This window comes from Dellaglioa sp. CoH-56-MRSF-13 (assembly GCF_056782095.1).
Map to the genome: position 1 here is coordinate 93322 of NZ_JBXAYC010000004.1, position 23297 is coordinate 116618.

Sequence of the window (23297 nt, forward strand, 5' to 3'; positions counted from 1 at the left end):
CTTTCTAAAAAAAATAGACTTATCTCAGGTATATTGTACCCGAAATAAGTCTATTTTGTTAGATTAAACTTCTGCTTTTAAATCAGAAATTCTTTCCTTAGTTGCTGTTAATTTAATTTGGTAATCTGCTAATTTTTCTTTTTCTTTTGTAACTACTGCCTCAGGTGCACTAGCAACAAACTTTTCATTGCCTAATTTTTTAGTTCCACGCACAACTTCAACATCAAGTTTTTTAACTTCTTTTTCCAAACGAACAATTTCGTCATTCAAATCAATTAGTTCAGCAAGTGGCATATAAATCTCTGCTCCCGTAATTACAGACGTCATTGCTAGCTTAGGAGCAACAACATTTGAACTGATTTGAAGTTCCTTAGGATGACAGAATCGTTGAATAAATTCTTGATTGTCTTCAAAAATAATCTTTGTTTTTTCATCAGTTGTTTTAATCAATAAATCAACTGCACTGGACATAGGTGCATTTACTTCTGCACGATTATTTCTAACAGCACGAATTAATTCAATTAAATTGTTCATATCAATAACTGATTGTTCATCTTCAAATTCTGGATGAACCACTGGGTAATCTGCAACAACAATTGATTCCCCTTCATGAGGCATTGTTAACCAAAGTTCTTCAGTTACAAATGGAATAATTGGATGAAGCAATTTCAATGTTTGATCTAAAACATAAGCCAAAATTTGTTGTGTATTTTGCTTAACTGTCAGATCTTCACCATTAAGATTTTCTTTACTCATTTCAATATACCAATCACAGAAGTCATTCCAGATGAAATTGTATAGAGCACGACCAGCTTCACCAAATTCAAAGACATCAAATAAGCGTGTAACTTCAGAAACAGTTGTATTTAATCGGCTTAATATCCATTTGTCAGCAAGCTGCCATTCTGATTTAGCTGGTAATTCAATTTTATCCACACCATCTAAATTCATAATAACAAATCGACTAGCATTCCAAATTTTATTAATAAAGTTCCAAGAAGCATCCATTTTAGTGTAACTAAAACGAACATCTTGTCCTGGTGCAGATCCATTAGATAGGAACCAACGAAGTGCATCTGCTCCATACTTTTGAATAACGTCCATTGGATCAATCCCATTACCAAGTGATTTACTCATTTTACGGCCATTCTCATCACGAATTAATCCATGAATCAAAACGTGTTCAAATGGACGTTCATCTGTAAATTCTAAGCTTTGGAAAATCATTCGTGATACCCAGAAGAAGATAATATCATATCCTGTGACAAGCGTATTAGTTGGGAAATAACGTTTAAAATCAGGTGCATCAGTATTTGGCCAACCCATTGTTGAAAATGGCCATAAAGCACTTGAAAACCACGTATCTAAGACATCATTATCTTGTTCCCAATTTTCGATATCAGTTGGTGCAACCTCACCAACGTACATTTCGCCAGTTTCTTTATGATACCAAGCTGGGATTTGATGTCCCCACCATAATTGACGTGAAATAACCCAATCATGAACATTTTCCATCCACTGTGTAAATGTATTTTCAAATCGTTCTGGGACGAATCCAACTTTGTCATCCCCTTGTTGGAATTTCAAAGCTTCTTCTGCGAGTGGTTTCATTTTAACAAACCATTGTGTTGATAAACGGGCCTCAACTTGAACGCCAGTTCTTTCAGAATGACCAACACTATGTGTAATTGGATCAATCTTAATCATTAAGTCCTCAGCTTCAAGATCTTTAACAATTGCTTTACGTGCTTCAAAACGGTCCATGCCAACATATTTACCAGCATTTTCGTTCATTGTTGCATCTTCATTCATTGTATTAATACGAGGTAAGTCATGGCGATTACCTACTTCAAAGTCATTAGGATCATGAGCAGGTGTTATTTTAACCATCCCTGTCCCAAATGCCATATCAACATAATGATCTGTAATAATAGGAATTTCTTTGTTAACAAGTGGTAGAATGACTTTTTTACCAACAATATCTTTGTAACGATCATCATCAGGGTGAACAGCAACAGCGACATCGCCCATCATCGTTTCTGGACGTGTTGTCGCTATTTCAATAAATCCAGAACCATCAGCGAATGGATATTTAACATGATAAAAAGCACCTTCATCATCTTGATGAATGACTTCAATATCTGATAAAGCGGTTCTTGCTTTAGGATCCCAATTAATAATGTATTCGCCACGATAGATTAATCCTTTATTATATAAATTAACAAAGACTTTTTTTACGGCATCTGACAAGCCGTCATCTAATGTGAAACGTTCACGACTATAATCGAGTGATAATCCCATTTTAGCCCATTGCTTATGAATAACATCAGCGTATTCATCTTTCCAATCCCAAACTTGTTGTACAAATTTCTCACGGCCTAAATCATAACGCGTCACACCTTGTTCAGCTAGTTTAGCTTCAACCTTTGCTTGTGTTGCAATTCCAGCATGGTCCATTCCTGGTAACCAAAGCGTATCAAAGCCTTGCATTCTTTTTTGTCTAATTAAAATATCTTGTAATGTTGTATCCCAAGCATGGCCTAAATGTAATTTACCAGTAACATTAGGCGGTGGAATAACGATTGAATAAGGTTTTGCTTCTGGATTAGCATTAGGTTTAAATAAATCTTTTTTCAACCATTCTTCATAACGGCCAGGTTCAACCTGACTTGGATCATATTTTGTTGATAATTCAACTTCTTTTGTCATGAGTTCTCCTTTTCATCTATCAATTTTATTTTAGGCATAAAAAAACACCGTCATCAAAAAACATTTCTGTTTTAGGACGACAGTGCCGTGGTACCACCTAAATTGGGTTTTAACCCCTCTTAATTACTTTTTAACGAACAATAATGTCCGGTTATTCCTACTTAATTTCAGAATAACGACTCCTGAGCTACCACCATAATGTCTAATTAAAATGTTTCAGCCTAGCATTTTATCTCTGAAATGACTGGTGTTCTCATTCTTTGTCTGTAGTCACATTTTAGCGTTTATTCTGAAAATCGTCAATATTTTATTTTTTTAATTCTTCAAGTAGTTTAGCGTAGTCTGGCTCATTTGAGATTTCCGTAACCAGTTCTTCATAAATAACATGTCCAGTTTCATCTAAAATGAAAACCATTCGAGCCATATGACCAAATTCCGGAACATCTAATCCAGTAACTTTCGCAAAATTCCCCTTATCTGCATGAAGCAATTGTAAATTGTTTACACCCTCAGCGGCACACCAATTTTTTTGATCTTCTTTTGAATCATCAGATACGGTAATAAATTCGATATCTCTAAAATTATCTGCTTCCATATTAAAACGTTTTGTTTCTATACTGCAAACACTTGTCGTAATACTTGGAACAACACTTAATACTAATTTTTTACCTGTACTTTTAGGTAATGTTACAACTTGATCATTTTCATCGTACGCATTAACTGTAGGAAAAACTTCCCCTACTTTTGGTGCTTCCCCAACTGTATCCATTTCACTACCATGACGAGTTACTTTCATAATTGACCACCCTTTCTTTATTTATCTCTATCTTACTCAATTACTGTTTAAGAAGCGACTTATTTGATTGGACAAAAAAAGATTAGACCGATTTGTCTAATCTTTTAAAGTGCTACTATAGTAATTCTGCGAATAATTCACTATTTTCATTTAAATATTCTTCGCCAACACGAATCTTGCTAACCTTGACACCTGCCAATGCACGTTCCATTAAGCCATCGATATCCAAACGAGCTTCAAATTCCCTTGAACGGTCTAAACGAGGCTTTGTTTTAGGTGCTGGTGGGGCAAAAATTGTACAACAATCTTCAAATGGTTTAATTGAAAGTTCAAATGTATCAATTTTTTTAGCAACATCAATAATTTCATTTTTATCCATTGAAACGACTGGTCGAATAATTGGCATTGTTGTAACGTCATTAATTGCAACCATGCTTTCAAGTGTTTGAGAAGCAACTTGGCCTAATGATTCTCCATTAAAGATTGCTAATCCACCACGTAATTCGGCAATTTTTTCAGTTAAACGTAACATGAAACGACGTGTTATGGTCATTAAATATGGTTCTGGTACATCATGTTTAATTTGCTCTTGAATCTCAGTAAAAGGAACTTCAATAAATTGAATCGTTCCAACATAAGGTGTCAATTTAACTGTTAGTTCTTTAGCCTTAGCTAAAGCTTGTTCACTTGTATATGGTGGACTGAAGAAATGAACCATCTCCATTGAAACACCACGTTTCATACCAAGGTACCCTGCAACAGGCGAATCAATTCCACCTGATAACATTAACATCCCTTTACCAGCAGTACCAACGGGTAAACCACCAGCACCCTGACGCGTTTCAGAAGATAAGAAAATCCCATTTGAACGAACTTCAACACGTAAAATAATATCAGGCTGTTTCATTTTAACAGTAATGCCAGGCACGTGATCTAAAATCCAGCCACCTAGTTCGTCATTCAACTCATTAGTATCTAATTCAAAATCATGATCAGAACGACGTGTGTTAACTTTAAATGTTGTCCCTTCAACAAATTGCTCACTAATCATTGCTACAGCTGTTTCTTTAACTAAATCCATATCTTGTTCAACGCGAATTGCAGGTGAAAAATTTTGAATCCCAAAAACCTGTGATAAACGTTGCATAACTAATTCGCTGTCGTCACCGTTTAAATTAATGTGCATCCGATCACGATTTGCTTTAACAACTAAATCATCAAAACCATGTAAACTATTTCGAACGTTTGTTCCTAGGCGATCAATAAAGTTCCTCTTATTTTTTCCTTTTGTTGATAGTTCGCCATAACGAACCATTATCTCTGTATATTGCATGTCGACATCCTCTCATTATTTAGAATTAATTTTTTCAAATTTATGATACAAAATATCAAAAATACGATTAAATTCTTTTGCTTCTTCTAGCGTATTATTTCCATCAAAACTGATTCGAACGGCTGATTTAGCAAGCGGTTCTGGCACATTCATTGCTAATAATGTGCCAGATGCTTGATTTTTCTTTGATGAACAAGCACTTGTAGTTGAAATATATATTCCTTCACTTTCAAATGCATGAACAATTGATTCGCCACGAACACCCTCAATTGCAAAACACAATATATGTGGCGCAAAATTTGATTGTAATTTTGAAAAAGTTGTAATCTTATCAAACTTACTAATATGGTTGAAAACTAATTCTTTAACAGCTTTTTGTTTCATCACCATCTTAGTTTCATCTGTTAATAATAATCGCAATGCTCTTGCCATGCTAGCAATTGCAGGTACATTTTCAGTTCCGCTACGTAAGTTATGTTCTTGTCCACCACCTGTAAGAAGTGGTTCAATGTGACGACCTCTTTTACTGTAAATAAACCCTACTCCACGTGGCGCATGAAATTTATGCCCAGAGAACGTTACAAAATCTACTCTGTCACTCATAAAAGCTTCTTGCACACCTTTACCAATGGCTTGAACAGCATCCACATGAAAATGAACTGTTGGATAATCTTTTAGTACGTCCCCAATTTCAACTAAAGGCTGAATGGTTCCAATTTCATTATTAACTGCCATAACTGAAACTAAAATAGTATCAGATCTCAAAGCAGCCTTTAAATCATCAATACTAATTCGCCCCTCATCATCAACTGGCAAATAGGTAACCTCAAAACCAAGCTGTTCCAGCTGAGCCATTGTATTCATAACAGCAGGATGCTCAACGGTTGTCGTAATTAAGTGCTTACCATGGTTCATTTTTGCCATAGCCGTTCCTTTAATTACCCAATTGTCACCTTCAGTTCCACTTCCAGTAAATAATATTTCATCTTCAAATACATTTAATAAGCTTGCGATCTGTTGGCGTGACTGCTCTAATAAATTATGAGCTATCTCACCTAAGTTATTTAGGCTAGATGGATTACCCCATACTTGGTCACTAACTTTATTATATGTATCTAAAACTTCGGGCGTTATTTTTGTTGTTGCGCTATTATCAAAATAAATCATTAGTTACCTTCTTTTCTGAAAAATACTTTTCTCATTATAATATACTTCGTACCAGATTGACACTTTTTATTCATCCCTGGTGTTTCTTTATAGAATATAAAAGTGGCGACTGAACAAATTAATGCCCTAGTCCCCACTTAATATAGTTACTATTCAATTTCAAAGCTGTCTTCCATATTATCATAATATTGTTTCTCTATTTTTTTATATGAACCAGGCTCTACTTTATCTAATGCAGTCGCAATTGTTTCCAAACTAGCTGCATAATTAAAATCATTATTAAATAATTGCTTTGCCTTTTCAAATGCAATTGCAATCTCTTCATTCGAATTTCTAAATCTATTCGCATATTGTAGTAAACTCTCAGATAACGATGCACTATCAATAAGATCGTGTGTCTTATCTTCTAAACTTTCAAGATCTGCTTCAATATCGATAATTTGTTTTGCAATTTTTTCAATGTTAATTCTTAATTTACCAATTGCTACTTCAACTTCTTCAATTTCATCACTAACAACATAGAAAAAATCTAAGTAATCATTAGGTAGTCCTGGAAGATTAACCTGTTCAACTTGTCTTTTAATTTGATGTAATTCAATATCAAATCTTTGAATTGTTGCGCTGGCCTTTTTTTCATTGCTACGTAAATCCTGAATACTAGCATCAATTTTTTGTTGTTCAGATTCAATTTTTTCTAACAACTTAGAGTTTTGTTCAACTCGCTCAGCCATCTCGCTATAAATTGCTTCACCAGAATCAATAACCGCTTTATCAGTATCATGTTGTGCATCAATGTCCCTAATTTGTTGATTTAATTTTTGCGCGTCTTCTAATTCATTATGACTTAATTCATAATTTTGACCCAATCTATCTAATTCAACTAAAAGCATTTGACTTTGTTTTTCAGCATGATCAATGAATTTACGATAACTTTCTTCTTGCTTTTCTATCTTATCTTTTGCGGCCAACTCTTTTTCCATAACATCATATAAATAATCAATTTGATTAGCCATGTCATTAACTGCAACAATTGTTGACGCTACTTCTAGGTTCTCTAATTTAAGTAATGTTTCGTCAACACGTGTTTGAATTTCGTCTATTTGTTTAGGGATGTCATCCCCCACTGGAAAATTATAATTTTCATCCGTTAATTTCATGTAACCAGATTGTAATTCAGCAAGTTGATCTGGAAATTCGTTCTTCAAACTTTTATATAGTGGTGGAATCTCATCAAGAATCTTTTCTAACGAAGTTGTATCTTCTCTTAACTTACTTAAAACTTTTTCAGCCGTATCATGATCTCCAGCACTCGTTAATGTTGAAAAACGGTCAAAATCATCTTCAAGACCAGTTAGTTTATCCTCAAGTTTATCGATACTAGGTCCATACGAAAAGTTCTTTGATAATAATGTTTTACGTAAATCCTGATATTTTTTTTCAAGTGAATCAACAGCTTGATGATTACTTTCATCACTTTCTTTCAACGACGTTAATGCTTTTTCAATCCCTTTAAGTGTTTTTTCACTTGAAATTAATTTTACTTCTATTTCTGCCGCTAATTGACGGTTAGAAAGAAATTGATATTTCGAGTTTGCTTCATATGCTTCATTAATTTGTGTCGAAATTTTAGGCAATTTTGCATTTTGCACTTCTTTAAAGTCTGATTGTAATGCTGAAAATGTTTTAAGACTTTCACCTGTTAACCCCAAATCCTTCGTTAACTGAAGCTGTTGTTCAACTTCAGAATGAGCAATAACCTTTACTTGATCACGAAATGTTTCGAATTTTTTTTCATTGCGTTTCTGAAGAAAAAACGCTGTTGCATAGATAATAATGGCTACTACTATTATTCCAACAAAAATCTGTGTCATATCCTAATCCCGCCTTTAGCTTACTAAAATTTATATTTACTTTTCACATTCAAATTTTATGCTTCTAATCATTATATCATAGACCTTTAAAGCGTTCACTAGCTTTTATCTATTATTTATAGAAATTAATGTTATTAATTATATACATTCTTTTTATTATGTAAACAAACGTGAAAACAAATTGACATTAGTTTAAAAAGACAGTATGATGAGTCTTGTGTAAAATAATGCAGCGGTGGACGGTAAGCTCGTCAACAGTTTGTTGCCCAATTGTCTTGGTTCAATTAGTACCCTTTCAGCTGCAAAGGTGAACATTGCAAAACAAACTGCACGAATACTAAGTTCACAAAGGATTATTTTACTCCAAAACAAATATTGGAGGAATTTATATATGTCACGTTATACTGGCCCAAGTTGGAAAGTTTCACGTCGATTAGGTCTTTCTTTAACAGGTACTGGTAAAGAATTAGCTCGTCGTCCTTATGCACCCGGTGATCATGGTCAAAACAATCGCCGTAAATTATCAGAATATGGTTTACAATTACGAGAAAAACAAAAACTTCGTATGATGTACGGTTTATCAGAACGTCAATTTGCTAACTTATTTATTAAAGCTGGTACAATTCGCGAAGGTAAACATGGTGTTAACTTCATGATCTTACTTGAAGGTCGTTTAGACAACGTTGTTTATCGTTTAGGTTTGGCTTCTACTCGTCGCCAAGCTCGTCAATTGGTAAACCATGGTCACATTACTGTTGATGGCAACCGCGTTGATATTCCTTCATACGCAGTTGAAATCGGTCAAGTAATCTCATTACGTGAAAAATCAAAGAGTTTACAAATTGTTAAAGACGCAATGGAAGCATTAGTTGGCCGTCCACAATTCGTACAATTTGATGCTGATAAATTAGAGGGTTCATTAACTCGTTTACCAGAACGTGAAGAACTTGAAGCAGATATCGACGAATCACTTATCGTTGAATACTACAACAAATTATAATTTCAAATTAAAAAACATCTCATTCTTAATGAGATGTTTTTTTTGTCCATATTTTATAGATTTCAATTAGTGGCAGTAATGTATTTTTCAAGTCGTTTAGTTGTTTATATTCATTTAAGCTAAAAAACTCATCTTCAATAGCTAAATTCTGTCCAATCAATAGTTCTTTAGTTTGTACACTACTCCACTTTTGACTATCAGTAAGTGTTATTGTGTTTGCTAAAGTACCCGTCTCTTTATTTGTATGATCCACTGACCACACGAAAGTATCTTCTAGTTTCTGAATCATTATTATTGATTCAGAAACGCCCTCTTCATACAAGCTTTTGTCTTTAATATCTGCTAATGCAGATAACCAGATAAATAACCGATCATCCCAATAACCAATTTCAAAATGTGGCATCATTTTATAGCCACGTTTATTCTCGCTAAAAGCCATCCAAGTATCAGGCGGTGGATTTTTTGATCTTCTAGCATGTTTTGCAATGTGCAAATACATTTTAATTCCTAATTGTTCTTCTAAAAAAGGTAGTAGTTCAGCTCCCACCTTTTCGAATTTGGGATCAATAATTGTCTTTATTTTTTTTAATCGTCCGTCTAATGTTTGATCTTTAAAAATTAAAAAATCATCTTTTATAAACATTTCGCTCTCTCCTTTTGTATCAAACATGGTATGCTAAATTCATAACTTACTGAAAGGTGGTCAACTCCATGACTGAAAATAACTTAGATCCACATCTTCAATCTGGCCTTTACGGAACACCTCAACTTCATCCCGATGAACAAAGAAAGTACTTAGGGACATTTAGAGAGCGGGTCAGCCTAGCAATGACTGTTGCTGAGGTAACAGCATCTAAAAATATGGCTGGATTTGAAAAAGAACTACTTGAACATCCCGACTATCATGTTCTACTTAATGGTACAATTGATCAGAATATATTAGCCCCATACATCACCTTAACGCATAAGCATGATGTTAAATTTACATTAACATCAAATAATGATACTCCTGATGGGGTTGAAATTATGGGGCTAGTTGTCGCTTCTGAAAAAAATGCGATTAATGAATCTGTTATTGATATTAATGAAAAATATCCAATTATACAAGTTGAAACGCCAGAAAAGAAAAAATCATTTTTTGAAAATTTATTCGATTAGCATAAAAACTTAAACTAACACTTTTATATTAAGTGTAGTTTAAGTTTTTTATTTGGTTTCTAAAATCTTTACTATTTCATTAGCAATAGGCTGGTTATCTCCAAAATTAGGAAACGAATTTATCGATAAATCAGGAGCCGTTTCAATTGAAAGAACGGTTAAAGCATCCCTATGTCTATAGTCATATGCTATATACAAGTTAGGAATAACCACATCAACTGCCCCCATCGTCATTTTTAAACGTTTTGCATAACCTTCAATTAACGCTATATATGATTCGTCCATTTGATTGCTAACTTCATTTTGATTTGCACCCGAATAAAAATTACTATCATATCTAATGATTGCTTCAGACCCTCTTGAAATAACAGTTGATTCAGTAATACCTTGTGATGCTATTGTTTGATGTTCAACTTCTGACAATTTAAGCGGATACCATGGACCTTGACTAGTACGTTCTACTTGTGCATTTTTTATTGTAATTAACTGTGCCAACGTCTTTCGTCCATCGCCAACTACACTAACTGGTAATCTTTCAACAATACCCTTTACATGGCCACCTACAATCATAAATCGATAGACTGACCCAACAGTAATTTCTTCAATTAAAACTTGTGTATCAATTGATAAGATACGTTTAACGGCTTCTTTATACTCGCTTAACGTCGGAGCCACTCGAAATACATGTGTTGCTTGACTGCTCTTTATGAATCTTGGCTTAATAACTAATGCTTTGTTGACTACATCTGCATAATAGTTCATAGCTTCATCTAAAGTGTGTACATTAATACTACTAGGAACTTTAATATCAAGGTTGCCCAATATTTTTTTAGTTGTTTGCTTGTCATATGCAATTTTGTTTAAAACACTGGTATCTAAATCAGAAATTACCCCATTTTGCAGAAGATGTCCGTTCACCCGTATGACGTCCAAATCACTGTCAACAAGATCAAAATAAGACCCTCTTTTTATCAACGCTGCTAAAATAAGCTGCGTATTTTTCGAGTAACAGTTAAAGCCAATCAATGAACTTAACTGTGACTGATACTTTATCTTATTAGATTTTGCTTGTTCCATTGCAAAATCAGCCAACGATTTATTAATATCTTCATCAACTATCCTTGCACTCAGACTCAATTCAGGTCGTTCAAATTGTAATTTAAATTGAACTAATGTATCCTCTAAATTTTTATCTAGATAAAAATTATCATTAAATAAAATTAATTCGTTCAGCAGTTTTATTGCAGCATTTTTAACAATCGAGGTTGTTTTAGGGTCTTCTATTGCCACCTCATTTTTTAATTGTTTCGCTTTAAATATAATATCATCAACTTCATTTTCTGCCATATCTGGCGTCATTAGAAAGTAAGCCGCTAATAATTGAATAAACTTAATTGTGTCACCTTGAATACCAACACGAGAAAATGGATCAACATCAAATCCACGGAGTTCAATATAATTAACACCAGATGAAATTAATGTATCTTCCTTTTTAGTAGCTGATTTAAATTGTACATCTCCATAATATTCAGAAAATGATAACAATTTACCATTCTGGACCATCTTATTAAGTGACGTAACGTATGAGTTAATTGATCGATAAGAAGCTTGAACTGAACTATCAATATTGGTATAGCCAAATTCACTGTTTCTAACACTTCTAACCGGATGACAAGCATTATAATTAGTACTTTCAACAATTGGTGTTGCTCCAAACAAGTAAGTTGTAAGCCAACTCTTTTCCATAAATTTGCGTCCAATTTTTAAATAGACGTAATTATGAAATTCTATATAAGAATTAAAATAACTATGAAACTCAGAATCAAATAAAATCTGAATTACTTTTTCTGGAAAGCTAAAATTAAGATGTACAGACGTAAAAAGTTGACGTTTTTTTCCATACTTTTCTGCTAATTTATTTCGGTATATAAATCCTAATTCATCTGGATGCGCTATTCTTACTTTAGATTCATCCACTGGTAATTTAGGAATTGAACTCAATGGCCATAACTGTTCATCACTATCCAATTCTTGTGTTGCGACTTGTTGAATGGCATCTAGATAGTTAATAACATTATCAGCCCCCTCAATTGGTGGCGTGATAAATTCCATTTGTGATTCGCCAAAATCTGTTTTTATATAAGGATGTTTAAATCTATCTCCTAATGATTCAGGATGATCAGTTGAACTCAGCACTCCCGTATTCTTCACTCTTTGAGTTTCTCGCTCTAATCCTATCAACGATTTTCTAAGTAGAGGTGCGAGCTTTTCTTCCTGAATTTGTAATCCGATTGCATCTAGTTTCATATCATTGTGCCTCCTCATTTGTCTATTACATTGTACCAAATATTTGAATTAATCCTTCATATTTGCAATCCATTGTGCCAATTAAATTTATGCAATATGCTATACTATTCTTTAGTAATCAACGTGAAAGGAGCCACATATGTTACAACCACTTGCATTCAGAATGCGACCAACTAAAATTGAAGAAGTCGTTGGCCAACAACACCTTGTTGGTCCAGGTAAAATTATCAAACGAATGGTCGAAGCAAAACTGCTTTCATCTATGATTTTATACGGACCACCTGGCACTGGTAAAACGAGTATCGCCAGTGCTATTGCCGGATCAACTCAGTATGCATTTCGTAAATTAAATGCTGCAACTGATTCTAAGAAAGACCTTGAAATCGTAGCTGAAGAAGCAAAAATGAGCGGTACTGTTATTTTACTTTTAGATGAAATCCATCGATTAACGAAACCTAAACAAGACTTCTTATTACCCCACTTAGAAAGTGGCCAAATTATTTTAATCGGTGCAACAACAGAAAATCCTTACATTACCATCAATCCAGCTATTAGAAGTCGAACACAAATCTTTGAAGTTAAACCTTTAGACGAAAATGATATTGAAACTGCACTTGATCGTGCACTAGTAGATAAAAATATTGGTCTCGGAAATCTTAATATTAATTTAGAAGCTAATGCACGGTTACACTTAGCGCGAGCAACCAACGGAGATTTACGTAGTTCTTTGAATGCACTTGAACTAGCTGCTAAGTCAACCCCACCTGATAGTTCAGGTGTCATTACCTTATCACTATCAGTCATAGAAGAGTGTCTACAAAGAAAAGCATTAACCCATGATAAAGATGGCGATGCTCACTATGATGTTATTTCTGCTTTTCAAAAATCAGTAAGAGGTTCCGATGTTAACGCGGCTTTACATTACTTAGGACGTTTAATTCTTGCTGGTGATTTACCTACAATTGCAAGGCGTTTAATCACAATGGCATACGAAGATGTCGGATTAAGTAGCCCTGCAGCATGTGCTAGAACCTTAACTGCTGTACAGGCGGCAGAAAAAATTGGCTTTCCAGAGGCTAAAATACCTCTGTCTAACGCAGTAATTGATCTCTGCCTCTCACCCAAATCAGACTCGGCAAATGTTGCCATAAATAATGCAATTGCTGATATTGAAAAAGGTGGTTTTGGAGATATTCCTGCTCATTTAAAAGATTCACATTACAAAGGTGCTGCAGATTTAGGTCATGGTATTGGTTATAAATTTCCACATAACTATCCAAATGATTGGGTTGCCCAACAATATCTTCCAGATAAATTGAAAGATGCTAATTATTATGAGCCTAAAGCAAACGGGCGTTATGAACAAGGACTTAAAGAACAATATAGTAAATTACATCCATCAAAAAGATGATTTGTTGCCGCTTACATCATAATTGTTGCACCTTTTAAAAGTCTGTGCTATATTAAAGATGAAGTTCTGAAGTGTACGCGTTATCTTATTAGAATGTTGACCGAACAAATAATTATACCTAGGCGTCAACTTGATAGGCTAGCTAATTTCAAGCCTTTTCACTTGGTAGTTAGAGGCTAGTACAGTCGATGCCACCTGCTTCACTGCGGGCTCAACTCACGAAGATGATTAACGGCACTACGCGGATATTCCAAAGCTTTTGCTTTGATGGTCTGGGCAAACTATGTTTGCTCAGACTTTTTTTATTAAGAATAAAGGAGTCTTTAAATGTTAATTCGGATACTTTTAGCCGTTCTTTCACTCTTACTCTTGACTATCGGCTATTACTTATTCTCACATCGCAACAAAAATTTTATGATATTTAAACCTGAGTCAAACCAGGTGCTAAGCTCAATACTACTTGTCTTTGGGTTAATTATCTGTATTGAAAGCTTAGTTGGCTTAATTTCAGTAATCATTTTTATACCCATATTTTGTGGGATACTAGTTACTCTAGCCTGCCTTACGGTTGGTGCTTTAACAATTATTTTATCTTTTTTTATGCATTAATCTAACTTTGTAACCGTTTTTACTTCTATTTTCATTCGTTTTGTCGTAAAATAGAGGTATATAAAAGAAAGAGGTGGCCGACCATGTTACAACAATATAAAAATATTTTAGTTCCTGTAGATGGTTCTGATGAAGCAAAATTAGCATTCGAAAAAGCAGTACAAGTAGCTTTAAGAAATGGCGAAGATTCTACACTTCATCTTTTGCATGTTATTGACACTAGAGCATTCCAAAATATCTCAAGTTTTGATACGTCAATGGTTGAACAAGTTAGTGATACAGCAAAAGAGACATTGAATAAGTATATTGCACAAGCAAAAGCAGCTGGTCTTAAGAATGTTGACTACTCAATTGAGTATGGTTCTCCAAAAGTAGTTATTGCTAAAAATGTTCCTATTAATTTAGATATTGATTTAATTGTGATCGGCGCTACTGGATTGAATGCAGTCGAACGATTATTAATTGGTTCAGTTACAGAATACGTAACTCGAGTTGCTGTTTCTGATGTCTTAGTTGTTCGAACAGATTTAAATAACACACCTGCTCTTAAAAATAATCTTAAAAAATAAAAAAAGAAATTAGCCATAATTGGTTAATTTCTTTTTATTTTGTCTTGAATTTACATAAAGTAATATGGTCATCTACCATACCCATACTTTGCATCAATGAATAAATAATTTTAGGACCAACAAACTTAAACCCTAATTTCTTCAATTCTTTAGATAACTTTTTTGAAATGTCGGTTTCAGCTGGAACATCCTCTGCATGTCGCCAGAGATTATTAATTGGTTTATTTGCTACAAATTCCCATAAAAATGAATCAAATGATTGCCCATCTTGGTTCATTCTTATGATCGCCTGTGCATTCGCGATAATAGCGATAATTTTTTGCTTATTTCGAATAATATCTGCATTTTCCATTAGTTCCGCAATTTTATCTTCATCAAATTGACTAACTTTGTAAATTGAAAAATTTTCAAAAGCGTGATTAAAATGATTACGTTTATTTAAAACGGTCTTCCAGCTCAACCCTGCTTGCATTAATTCTAAACTCAATAATCTGAATAGTTGTTGATCGCCATAAAGCGGCTTTCCCCATTCTTCATCATGATAATCTTGCATTAACTGATTACCCGATTGGGCCCATGGGCATCTTTCCATATTCTATTCTCTCCTTCACTCAAATAAAAAAGATTACTAGTGCTGTCTCCAGACTAATAATCTTCTTAAAATTTAGATTTCAGGTAATTCAGTAAAGTCATAATGTAATTCTTTAACAGCGGCATGTTCGTCGAATGCTAATTGGATTAATTTATCAATTAATTCTGAATAACCAATTCCTGAAACTTCCCACAATTGTGGATAAAGCGAAATGTTTGTGAATCCAGGTAACGTATTTAGTTCACCAAGATATGGAATACCATCTTTAACTAAGAAATCAATTCGTGCTAAACCACGACAACCCAATGCTTCAAAAGCACGTAATGACATGTCTTGGATTTCTTTTGTTAATTCATCTGGTAATTCAACAGGCATTTCAAATTCCACACCTGAAGCATCAACGAATTTATTATTGTAATCGTAAAATACATCAGATTTAGGTACGATAACTGCACCTAATTTTGAAGCTTTTAAATCAGTATTTCCAAGAATTGAACATTCAATTTCATCAGGATTTTCGATTGATTCTTCAACTAAAAGCTTTGTGTCATATAAAAATGCATCTTCTATACCTTCAAGGAATTCTTTTTCGTTATGTGCCTTATGAATACCAACTGATGATCCTTGGTTAGCTGGTTTAATGAAAACAACTTCTCCAAGTTCCTTACTAATGTGTGCGTAAGTCATTTCAGCACGATTGTTGGCCTTAACAACCAAATATTTAGTATTTCTGATATTATTTAACGTTAACATTTTCTTAGTTAAATCTTTATCAAATGAAATTGCTGATGAACGAACATCACTACCAATATATGGTTTATCTAAAAGTTTAAATAATCCTTGAATTGTACCATCTTCACCCATATTACCATGAATAACTGGATAAAAAAGATCAATATCTTTAACTTCAGTTAAACTCATGATATTAGCTAACGGATTTGTAAAATCAATTGTTGGTAAGACATCTTCAACAACTTTTGCTTCTGGTTCGCCATCAAAAATGCGACGTGAAGCAGCATCTCCAAGTAGTACACCTTCCTTTGTAAACATGAATAAACTAACTTCGTACTTATTTTTATCCATTGCATCGTAGATATTATGTGCTGAACGTTTTGAAACGTCATGTTCTGATGAATTACCACCAAAAAGTAATCCAATGTGTATCTTTTCGCTTGTCATCATATTCTCCATTCCTATTGTATTATTTTTGTTCGCTTTAAACTCTTAGTCTAAATAATACCATGTTTATAGTAGATCTGTCATTTACGTTTGCTATTTTATTTAAACATTTAAAATCCACATGAAAAGTAAGAACACAAAGAACAGTCCGTACATGATTGGATGAACATCTTTTCGACGACCAGCAGCAATCATTGTAATTGGATAAAAAATCATTCCCAAAGCAATCCCGTCAGAGATACTATAAGTTAATGGCATACCAATTACAATTAAAAATGCTGGAATTGCAATTTCCATTTTTGTCCATTCGATTTTTGTTAAAGATTGTGCCATCAATACACCAACAATAATTAATGCTGGAGCAGTGACCTGTGTTGTTACAACTGATAATAATGGCGAGAAAAATATCCCGACAATAAATAATAATCCAGTTGTAACAGCCGTTAAACCTGAGCGTCCACCAACGGCGATACCTGCTGAAGACTCAACATATGCACCAACTGGAGATGTTCCTAAAACAGAGCCAGCAAGCATTGCTGTTGAATCAGCAACTAAAGCTTTACCGACACGAGGCATTTTATTGTCTTTCATGAATCCGGCTTGTTGAGCTAACCCAACAAGTGTTCCAGCAGTATCAAAGAAAGTAACTAACAAGAAGGTTAAAACGACTACCCATAACTGAACCGTGTTAATATCACTAATATGTTTAACGCCTTGCATAAATGTTGGGGCCAAACTTGGGGCACCGGCAACAACTTGTGTTGGCATTTTAATTAATCCTGTGATGAATCCTAGAATAACTGTTGCAAACATCCCAATAAAAATACCACCTGGAACACGTCTAACCATTAAAATTGCAGTAACAATTAAGCCAAAGATTGTTAACCATGTTGTACCAACGGTCAATGGACCTAGGCCCACAACTGTGGATTTGTTTGCGATAATTAAGCCACCATCTTGTAAACCGATAAAAGCAATAAATAAACCAATACCACTTGAGATAGCGTATTTTAAGTTACTTGGAATAGCATTAATAATCATTTCGCGTAGTTTAAAAATAGTAATTAAAATAAAAATTAGTGATGCTACAAATACACCTGCTAAAGCTGTTTGCCATGGAATTCCCATACCTATAACAACTGAATATGAGAAAAAGGCATTAATACCCAATGCGGGAGCTGTTGCTATTGGGTATTTAGCTAAAATACCCATTAAAATACAGCCTAAAGCACTTGATAATGCAGTTGCAGTAAATACTGCCCCTTTGTCCATCCCCGAAGCACTTAAAATCGTAGGATTAACAAATAATATGTAAGCCATTGATATAAACGTTGTAAAACCAGCTAACATTTCGCGTTTAACCGTTGTATGTAACTGATCAATTTCAAAATATGATTTAATGCGATTAATCATTTTAAATCTCCTTTTCATAAATACATTTGTTCGTGTTTATCTCATTAATGAGCAATTACAATTTTACTATATTCGTATATTAATGTAAATAATATTATTAAACTGTATTTTGTTAAGGATTTATTCAAATAGAACTTATACTGTAATAATTTTATCAATTTTAATATCAAACTGATTACTTGTCCATTTCTCAGAAATTACATTTTGAACGTCCAAACAAAGTGAAATTGTTTTTGGTTGATATTTTGCAATATACCGATCATAATAACCACCGCCAAAGCCAATCCTTTGATTATTCTCTAAATTAAACCCAACTCCTGGTACAATCACTAAATCTAAATTATTCTTTTCAAGTGCAACATTATATTCAGGTTCTAATAGTCCATAATCACTTTTTATAAGCACCTGTTCAATAGATAAGTAAGGTAAAAATGCAAGTTGCTTTTCAGGCATCGTTTTTGGTATATACACCCTCTTACCTTGAGACAGTGCCGCCAATAGTAATTCGTTAGTACTAAACTCAATCGATTGACTAATTGTTAATCCGATTGAATCAGCCGATTCCCATTCTTCAGATTGTAAAACTTTATCAATAATTGCCTTCTCCTGATTCCTTTTTTCAAGGACCTTATTTTTTGCCAAATCAACCATCTTGTTAATAATCATTTTTCTAATTTCTTTTTTACTCAATAGCTTATACCTCCGCGTTAAATTCACCAGTTATTACAAACTTTCCAATCATCTTACCATTTTCAACAACTTCAGAAGCCGTTCGTAAATTATCGGCGTTAATCCCCACCAATGATTTAGTCATCGTTGATTTTAGTTTGCCTTCATCTAATAACGTGGCTAAGCGATTTAATGTTTTACCTTGAGAGCTCATATCTGCCGTGTAATATACACCTTTAGTAAAAACTGTTAGCCATTTAAACTCATTACTTTTATTTTTTAATTTACCAATTGGTAAATTATCAGATGTGCCCACAATTGAAGTAATAATACCCTGAGGTCTGATGATATCTGCTGCTAAATCAAAATAAGTTTCTGTTGAGTGCAATATTAGAATACCATCAACTTCATTAATATTTAATTTAACTAATTGTTTCTTCAAATCTTTTCGGTGATTAATGACAATATCAGCGCCCATCTTTTTAACCCAATCGCTCGTTTCTAATCTTGAAGCGGTCGTGATAACAGTCAAACCAGCCCATTTAGCAAGTTGAATAGCAATAGAGCCTACACCACCAGCTCCATTAATAATTAAAACTGATTTTCCACTATTGGCATTTTTCTCTGGAATGAAATTTAATTTTTCAAATAATGCTTCCCATGCTGTTACACCTGTTAGTGGCATAGCGGCTGCTTCACTGTCTGTTATTTTCTTGGGTGCATTTCCAACTAGTCGTTCATCAACTAGCTGATACTCAGCATTACTTCCTGAACGATTATTGACACCTAAATAAAAAACCTTATCACCACTATTAAATTGTGTTACTTCTGATCCTATTTCAGAGACGACCCCGATTGCATCGAAACCTAAAATAAGTAATTTTTCTTCAGAATCAATTAACATTCTTGATTTATAATCTATTGGATTCACTGAAATACCCGTTACCTTCACAAGAATATCATGATTTTCAGGTGTCGGTTTATCGATTTTGACATCTCGTAATGCATTTTTATCTTCTGTCGGAAATTTTCCAAATGCTGCGATGGCCTTCATTTTATTTACCATTAGCTCACTCTTCTTCCATTAATATAGATTACGCTATTCATCTTACTACAATCTAACAAAAAGTTTGGTTTGTTTCACTTTTATACCGTCTAAAAATATTGAAATACTCACATTCTCAATCTGTCAGTATAGACTTAATATTTGGTTTAATGTATGCTTAAAATATTATTAAAACATATACAATTAAGGAGACACACATCATGGAAAAACCACTAAAAACGAGACAACAACTGAAATCTGAATCAAAGGCATTACTTAAAGGACACTGGAAGTCAGCTATCCTAGTTAGCTTACTAGCAATCCTTATTTTTATTGTTTATTCTCGCTTATATTCTACTGAGTACGCAGACATTATGAATTTATATTCTACTGAAAATAATAACCAATCATCAGCTATCAGTCCTATAATTTCAGCAACTGTCGTTGTTCTTTATCTTATTTTTCAAATTCTACTTGTAGGTGTTTCATATACATTCTTAACTTGGGTCAGTTCACAAAAAACACCAGAACATGCATTTACACAAAGTTTCCAAGTTTTCTCAAATGAATTATTTTTCCCATCTATTGGTATCGCCATTCTCAAAACCATTTATAGTACACTTTGGACTCTCTTGCTTATTGTCCCAGGAATTATTAAATACTATTCTTATTCACAAGTCTTTATGATTAACAAAGACTTAACAGATAACCCAAATCATCCTGACATCAGTATTAATAAAAAAATAACGTTAAGCCGTGAATTAATGAACGGACACAAATTTGATTTATTCGTAATAGAGTTAAGTCTGGTTGGTTGGTACCTATTATCAATCGTGACACTTGGAATTGGTTATATTTGGTACATGCCTTATCAACAAGCAATTAAAGCAAATTTCTACAGAGACCTTGCCGGAGATAAATTCTTAACCTTAAAATAAGCAAAAAAGACTGAATAAAATCAGTCTTTTTTATTTTGTCTTCACATGTTTAAGTCCTTCTCGCACAGCTAGCTTTGATAGATCATGGCTCTCAATAAAAGTTATAACCCAATTTTCATCAGTCTTAGCATACTCACGTAATGACCAACCAATCGCTTTTTGGATGAAAAATTCATCTGTTGTTCTATCATTCAAAATCATCTTTGATAAGTAAGCTAGATTAGTTTCTTCACGATAGCCTAACTGAAGATTTATACCCACACGACGCATCCAGAAATTATCATGGTTTTCAAATTGCTTACTAATATCGTTAAAATTTATCGGACTTAATTTTAAAAAGTCACTAATAACCTTACGTAAAGCATCTACTGAATCCCACCATGGTTTAACCTTAATTAACTCAACCAATACTTGGACTTCATCAACCGTCAATCGTTTAAGATTTTTTTGTGCTAAGTCGATTGCAACATATTGATACTCTCTTTCTTCACGACCATAATAAGCTAAAATTTGTGAGATTAACTCTTCTAGAGGCCAACTCTTAGATTCTTTCATCAAGTCCTTTGTTAGTTCACGTCGACTTGGTGTCTTAATCCCTAAGTAAGAAAAATTATTTTTCATGTAAGCTTCCATTTTTTTAATATTTTTGTTATCTTTTTCTAAATAAATCATATTTACTCCTTTTATGAAAACGTAACCATATAAGTTGGATAACCGTTTTCATGATGTTATACTAAAGGTAATCATATAAAGGGGGAACCATTATGTCAATGCATAACAATTTGAAAAAATTACTCACAATCAAAGAAGAACCCATTGTATCAATCTTTATCAAAACATATCCAGGTATTAATTTTGCTGCGAAGAATCAGTTAAAACTAAAAACTAGTTTAAAAACTGCCAAAGAAGCTCATTCGGATGTACCTAAGAAAACTTGGGAACTAATTGAAACACAATTGGTTAATTTTATTAATGAAATTGCAGATAAAATCGGTCAATTCCCTAGTATCGCACTTTACTTAACACCTAACGATTACTTTAAATTTAATTTAAATCACGCTATTGAAGTAGATAAAGTTATTGTTGGTCCTGAAGCATACACTTTACCTTTATTAGCTCAACAAGCAACAAAATTATCAGGAACAATCCTAAGCTTACACCGTGATTCATTTGAATTACATCAATTCAAAGAAGGTGTCTTATTGAAACAAGAACTCCCAGAGGATGCTCCTATCGACATGGTATCAACTCTTGGTCCTGAAAGTACAGATACCACGACCACTCATGGCCCTACTGGCGCCCTCCATGGGTTAAATACTAAGGATGAAGAAAAAGCGATTGATAATAGAAATTACTACTTGGCAATTGAAAAATTCCTAGTTACCCATCCCGAATTAATTTATAAACGTCTTTTCCTTATTGGACTACCTAAAAATCAAAGCTTATTCCATGAATTAACAAAATTAAAATCAGTTAATTCAGAAATTACAATTAAAAAATCACCTAGTGCCCTAACAACTACAGAAATTGAAAAAGATTTGTTAGATCAAAATCAAATTTTAATCAATCAAACAATTGATCATTTATTGGATCGTGCTCGTTCACTTGATGAAGTTAATCCAAGCAAAACAAACCCAATCGATTTGTTTGCTCTATTAACGCAACATCGTGTTAATACTTTATTAATTAACGAAGACGCTGTATTCCCTGGTTTAATTAGTGATGGTCAAATTATCGATACTGAACCTGGAAAAACAACCAATAACTTATTAAATGATTTAGCTAACTTTACTTTACGTAATAGTGGTAACGTTTACGTTATTTCAGCTGACCACTTTAATTCAGGTCAATTCGTTTACGGTGTTTAGAAATTGAAAAAGAAGACTTCATTGTCTTCTTTTTTTGTGCCCATTTTTAAAATGTCATGCTATACTTAAAAAAGCAAATATATATTCCAGGAGACGATATTAATGAATAAAGTTTATTTAGCAGGTCCATTTTTTAGCGACAAACAACGTGAACGTGTTTCTCAAGTTGTTGCAGCATTAAAAGAGAACAAAACAATTGATAGTGACAATATTTACTTGCCCCAAGATAATCAAAGTAAACAATATGAACAATTCAGTCAACAATGGCAACGTGCAGTTTATTTAGCTGACACACGCCAAGTTCATCGCGCAGACGTTGTTGTTGCTATCTTAGACTACAAAGAAGACGAAGATAACGAACCTGACTCTGGTACTATGTTTGAAGTTGGTATGGCAGTAGAAGCTCATATTCCAGTTATCTTAGTTCAATTTGAAGCTGGTCGTGTTATCAATCTAATGTTATCTGAAAGTTTAACTGCTTTCTTTGATGAGAGTAAAAATGGCTTAAATGAACTTTCTGAATATAATTTCAACGTTTTGGAAGAAAAAATTACAGAGAACGAAGTATTATAATATGCTACCTTTAAGTATTACGGATAAACAATCGCAGCAAAAAGGACATTATCATTTTGATAATGTCCTTTTAATTTGTCTTAATTAATC

20 protein-coding genes and 1 other annotated feature are annotated in these 23297 nt (G+C 33.5%); of the genes, 7 read left to right on the forward strand and 13 right to left on the reverse strand.

The features are described from left to right. Positions 1 to 63 precede the first annotated feature (63 nt). The 5 genes from AC1RP1_RS05600 to ezrA all read right to left on the reverse strand — a co-directional run bounded on the left by AC1RP1_RS05600 (position 64) and on the right by ezrA (position 7876). On the reverse strand, positions 64 to 2709 hold the full coding sequence (locus AC1RP1_RS05600) for a valine--tRNA ligase (protein WP_481761668.1): 2646 nt from the start codon (positions 2707 to 2709) through the stop codon (positions 64 to 66). Positions 2710 to 2778: 69 nt separating this feature from the next. Continuing rightward, positions 2779 to 2979, reverse strand: a binding site (T-box leader). Positions 2980 to 3016: 37 nt separating this feature from the next. Then, positions 3017 to 3505, reverse strand: a complete 489-nt coding sequence (gene tpx / locus AC1RP1_RS05605; RefSeq protein ID WP_481761667.1) for a thiol peroxidase — start codon at positions 3503 to 3505, stop codon at positions 3017 to 3019. Between the two features lie 115 nt (positions 3506 to 3620). Continuing rightward, complete coding sequence (gene thiI, locus AC1RP1_RS05610; RefSeq protein WP_409022345.1) at positions 3621 to 4838, reverse strand: tRNA uracil 4-sulfurtransferase ThiI; 1218 nt, start codon at positions 4836 to 4838, stop codon at positions 3621 to 3623. Positions 4839 to 4853: 15 nt separating this feature from the next. Continuing rightward, positions 4854 to 6005 carry a cysteine desulfurase family protein gene (locus AC1RP1_RS05615; protein WP_481761666.1) on the reverse strand — a complete coding sequence of 384 codons (1152 nt, stop codon included), beginning with the start codon at positions 6003 to 6005 and terminating at the stop codon, positions 4854 to 4856. Positions 6006 to 6154: 149 nt separating this feature from the next. Next, positions 6155 to 7876, reverse strand: coding sequence for a septation ring formation regulator EzrA (gene ezrA / locus AC1RP1_RS05620; RefSeq protein ID WP_481761665.1), 1722 nt, complete (start codon positions 7874 to 7876; stop codon positions 6155 to 6157). A gap of 391 nt (positions 7877 to 8267) precedes the next feature. Here ezrA and rpsD point away from each other — a divergent pair, with 391 nt between their 5' ends. Beyond that, the gene (rpsD, locus tag AC1RP1_RS05625; RefSeq protein WP_409022342.1) at positions 8268 to 8876 is read left to right on the forward strand and encodes a 30S ribosomal protein S4; all 609 of its coding nucleotides are present in this window, start codon (positions 8268 to 8270) and stop codon (positions 8874 to 8876) included. Between the two features lie 25 nt (positions 8877 to 8901). On the opposite strand, the gene AC1RP1_RS05630 is transcribed toward rpsD, so the two are convergent. Beyond that, entirely contained in the window at positions 8902 to 9519 is a 618-nt protein-coding gene (locus AC1RP1_RS05630) for a DUF1054 family protein (RefSeq protein WP_481761664.1), read from the reverse strand. A gap of 68 nt (positions 9520 to 9587) precedes the next feature. On the opposite strand from AC1RP1_RS05630, the gene AC1RP1_RS05635 reads away from it, so the two are divergent. Continuing rightward, positions 9588 to 10034 carry a YueI family protein gene (locus AC1RP1_RS05635; protein WP_481761663.1) on the forward strand — a complete coding sequence of 149 codons (447 nt, stop codon included), beginning with the start codon at positions 9588 to 9590 and terminating at the stop codon, positions 10032 to 10034. A gap of 48 nt (positions 10035 to 10082) precedes the next feature. On the opposite strand, the gene gshAB is transcribed toward AC1RP1_RS05635, so the two are convergent. Further along, on the reverse strand, positions 10083 to 12341 hold the full coding sequence (gshAB, locus tag AC1RP1_RS05640; RefSeq protein ID WP_481761662.1) for a bifunctional glutamate--cysteine ligase GshA/glutathione synthetase GshB: 2259 nt from the start codon (positions 12339 to 12341) through the stop codon (positions 10083 to 10085). 139 nt (positions 12342 to 12480) lie between these two features. Between gshAB and AC1RP1_RS05645 the strand changes: the two genes are divergently transcribed. Then, on the forward strand, positions 12481 to 13752 hold the full coding sequence (locus AC1RP1_RS05645; protein ID WP_481761661.1) for a replication-associated recombination protein A: 1272 nt from the start codon (positions 12481 to 12483) through the stop codon (positions 13750 to 13752). 692 nt (positions 13753 to 14444) lie between these two features. Then, positions 14445 to 14930 (forward strand): universal stress protein, encoded by a 486-nt coding sequence (locus tag AC1RP1_RS05650; protein ID WP_409022337.1) that lies wholly within the window; start codon positions 14445 to 14447, stop codon positions 14928 to 14930. Between the two features lie 34 nt (positions 14931 to 14964). Here the strand turns inward: AC1RP1_RS05650 and AC1RP1_RS05655 are convergent, their stop codons facing one another. The 5 genes from AC1RP1_RS05655 to AC1RP1_RS05675 all read right to left on the reverse strand — a co-directional run bounded on the left by AC1RP1_RS05655 (position 14965) and on the right by AC1RP1_RS05675 (position 19849). Further along, on the reverse strand, positions 14965 to 15522 hold the full coding sequence (locus AC1RP1_RS05655) for a DNA-3-methyladenine glycosylase I (protein ID WP_481761660.1): 558 nt from the start codon (positions 15520 to 15522) through the stop codon (positions 14965 to 14967). A gap of 72 nt (positions 15523 to 15594) precedes the next feature. After that, positions 15595 to 16701, reverse strand: coding sequence for a D-alanine--D-alanine ligase family protein (locus AC1RP1_RS05660; protein ID WP_409022784.1), 1107 nt, complete (start codon positions 16699 to 16701; stop codon positions 15595 to 15597). Positions 16702 to 16803: 102 nt separating this feature from the next. Next, entirely contained in the window at positions 16804 to 18114 is a 1311-nt protein-coding gene (locus AC1RP1_RS05665; RefSeq protein WP_481761659.1) for an NCS2 family permease, read from the reverse strand. A 135-nt stretch (positions 18115 to 18249) separates the two neighbouring features. Next, positions 18250 to 18804: a 5-formyltetrahydrofolate cyclo-ligase gene (locus AC1RP1_RS05670; RefSeq protein WP_481761658.1), complete on the reverse strand. Its 555-nt coding sequence runs from the start codon at positions 18802 to 18804 to the stop codon at positions 18250 to 18252. A gap of 4 nt (positions 18805 to 18808) precedes the next feature. After that, complete coding sequence (locus tag AC1RP1_RS05675) at positions 18809 to 19849, reverse strand: zinc-binding alcohol dehydrogenase family protein (RefSeq protein ID WP_481761657.1); 1041 nt, start codon at positions 19847 to 19849, stop codon at positions 18809 to 18811. 200 nt (positions 19850 to 20049) lie between these two features. On the opposite strand from AC1RP1_RS05675, the gene AC1RP1_RS05680 reads away from it, so the two are divergent. Then, entirely contained in the window at positions 20050 to 20766 is a 717-nt protein-coding gene (locus AC1RP1_RS05680) for a DUF975 family protein (RefSeq protein ID WP_481761656.1), read from the forward strand. Between the two features lie 30 nt (positions 20767 to 20796). Here the strand turns inward: AC1RP1_RS05680 and AC1RP1_RS05685 are convergent, their stop codons facing one another. Next, positions 20797 to 21438, reverse strand: coding sequence for a DNA alkylation repair protein (locus AC1RP1_RS05685; RefSeq protein WP_481761655.1), 642 nt, complete (start codon positions 21436 to 21438; stop codon positions 20797 to 20799). A gap of 92 nt (positions 21439 to 21530) precedes the next feature. Here AC1RP1_RS05685 and AC1RP1_RS05690 point away from each other — a divergent pair, with 92 nt between their 5' ends. Next, positions 21531 to 22634, forward strand: a complete 1104-nt coding sequence (locus AC1RP1_RS05690) for a baeRF6 domain-containing protein (protein WP_481761654.1) — start codon at positions 21531 to 21533, stop codon at positions 22632 to 22634. 102 nt (positions 22635 to 22736) lie between these two features. Further along, positions 22737 to 23207 (forward strand): nucleoside 2-deoxyribosyltransferase, encoded by a 471-nt coding sequence (locus AC1RP1_RS05695; RefSeq protein ID WP_481761653.1) that lies wholly within the window; start codon positions 22737 to 22739, stop codon positions 23205 to 23207. The last annotated feature ends 90 nt before the right edge of the window (positions 23208 to 23297 follow it).